This window comes from Herpetosiphonaceae bacterium (assembly GCA_036374795.1).
GTDB lineage: Bacteria > Chloroflexota > Chloroflexia > Chloroflexales > Kallotenuaceae > LB3-1.
In genome coordinates this window covers 1-1,567 of sequence record DASUTC010000172.1, presented here as the reverse complement: position 1 = coordinate 1,567, position 1,567 = coordinate 1, and the positions used below count along the sequence as shown (strand labels likewise).

Genomic DNA, 1,567 nt, shown 5'->3' with positions numbered 1-1,567 from the left:
TGATCGCGAAGCTGCGGAAGCGGGCGAAGTGTAGGGGCTTGATGCGGGTCCGGCACCTGTCTTCGCCGAACGTGACGTCGCGAACATAATGGCTCCGATTTTCTATTGCCCAGTGGTTTCGGACCGCCTGGCTGAACGTTTTGGCGTCGAGTTTGATCTGGCAGGCGTAGAACGAAACTTCCTCGGTTGCCTTCCAGAAGCCGGATCTGGTGTCCTTGTGCCAAGTCAGGCGCGAGACCCGGGCGGCTTGGACGATCAGGTCGTCCCACTCGGCATCGAGTTTGTCCTGAACGTCGAAGGTCTCGATCTCGCGGGTTTCATGACGGCCATGGCTTTTGGGATCAACGCTCTCGAAGCGCTCGACCGGCGGCTGCTCGGCGGCGATCTCCTGGAGCGTGGCCAGCAGGCCCGGCTGGTTGGCCTTGACCTGGGCGAGCAGCGCGTTGCCGCTGTCGCGGGCTGCTTCAAAGGTTTTTTTGACAATGCAGGGCGTCGGCCGTGAACAGCACACCGCTCAGGCCCAGCTCGGCGATCATCTGCTGGGCAGCCGGGATTTCATTGCTCTTGACGTCGATTTCGGTGTGCGCCAGCAGGATCGCGGCCTCCGAGGCGAAGGCGCTCAGCGCCTGGGCCGCCTTTTGGTCGTTGAGATGGTCGAAGCTGCCCTTCAGGATCTTGCCGTCGAGCGCCACGACCGGCATCCGGCCCAGTTCCGCCGGCGGCAACAGGTCCCGGGCGTGTTGGCGAAAAGCCTCTTCCAGGGCGGCGCGGTCAAGCATCTGCAGGACAGTGCGCAGCGTGTTGAGCGACGGCGCTCGCTTCAGGGTACAGCCGAACAGGGCGTTGAGGACGATCCGGCGTTGCTCCAGGAAGCAGATGATGTGGCGGTACGAGGTCGCGCCGGACAGCAGCGCCAGCACGGTGAACAGCAGCAACGGCGCCAGCGGATAGCGCTTGCCCTCCGCGCGTCGTGGATCGGGAACCTCGCTCAACGCATCGAGAAGCCGGCCGAACGGTACCATGGCAAACCCCCAGGGTCAGGAATTGCCGATCAAGGATTCACACATTCGTGCCCGATGGTAGACTCTTTCTACGCGGCATCACGCCCATCAGGACTCGCTTTGCGCGATCCAGGCACCCAGCGGGGGGAGAACTGAACAGCCCTGGAATAGAACTGCCGACGGATCAGCATGATCATGGTCAAGGCTGTAGTTACCGGCACAAGCAGCGGGTGGAGGAACCAGGCCAGTGTGGCGAAGGCGAAATAGTAGCATCGCAGGCCGGCGTTGAAAGTTAGCGCCGCTCCGGTAATGGAACGGGCCAGAGCGTCGGCGAGCCGCGAGTGTCGCTCGGACTCAATGGGCGGCATCGGTGCCGCTCCGATCATTGCGATACAGTAGTTGTACTGCCGCAATGTCCAGGTGAACATGAAGAAACCGTAGATGAAAATGCCGAGCAGAGCGAGCAGCGCCAGCCGGATACTTTCCGGCGAAATGGCCACGCCGGATGCGAACCCCTCAGAGAAAGCAGCAAGGCTGTCCACCCGTGCGAGAGCTCCCACCAAGGC

The 1,567-nt window shown here is 62.3% G+C and carries 3 protein-coding genes; all 3 read right to left on the bottom strand.

What is annotated here, in order from left to right:
- Positions 1 to 511 (bottom strand): ISAs1 family transposase (locus tag VFZ66_12615; GenBank protein ID HEX6290031.1); only part of this gene is annotated, 511 nt, incomplete at its 3' end.
- On the bottom strand, positions 465 to 1,022 hold the full coding sequence (locus tag VFZ66_12610) for an ISAs1 family transposase (protein ID HEX6290030.1): 558 nt from the start codon (positions 1,020 to 1,022) through the stop codon (positions 465 to 467). The genes VFZ66_12615 and VFZ66_12610, both read right to left, overlap by 47 nt.
- A gap of 68 nt (positions 1,023 to 1,090) precedes the next feature.
- A partial coding sequence (locus VFZ66_12605) for a DUF599 domain-containing protein (GenBank protein HEX6290029.1) occupies positions 1,091 to 1,567 on the bottom strand: 477 nt, incomplete at its 5' end.

Bases quoted from the DNA above. Each gene is read 5' to 3' on its own strand.
- VFZ66_12610 (HEX6290030.1), bottom strand. From the start codon at position 1,022: ATGGTACCGTTCGGCCGGCTTCTCGATGCGTTGAGCGAGGTTCCCGAT.